General features: G+C 47.5%; 1 protein-coding gene. It reads right to left on the bottom strand.

The window, feature by feature from the left end:
* Positions 1-219 (bottom strand): transposase (locus H9X84_RS12905; protein ID WP_205134640.1); only part of this gene is annotated, 219 nt, incomplete at both ends.

Raw genomic sequence — 219 nt, 5'->3', positions numbered from 1 at the left:
GGCGCGGCATATACACGTTTCAGATCAGCCATCAGGGGCTTGAGTTCTTTGTAGGAAACAAACTTTGTTGTATTCCTGATCTGATGGATGATGCACTGCTGAATCTCTGCCTCTGGAAATACCGCTTCAATTGCCTGAGGGAAGCCTGTCAGGCCATCCACACATGCAATCAGGATATCTTCCACACCACGGTTCTTCAGACCATTCAGAATAGAAAGC

The sequence above is a fragment of the Anaerotignum lactatifermentans genome (assembly GCF_016902535.1).
Lineage (GTDB): Bacteria > Bacillota > Clostridia > Lachnospirales > Anaerotignaceae > Anaerotignum > Anaerotignum lactatifermentans_A.
Note: the sequence above shows the minus strand (reverse complement) of the source record. Positions and strands in the feature narration are given on the sequence as shown.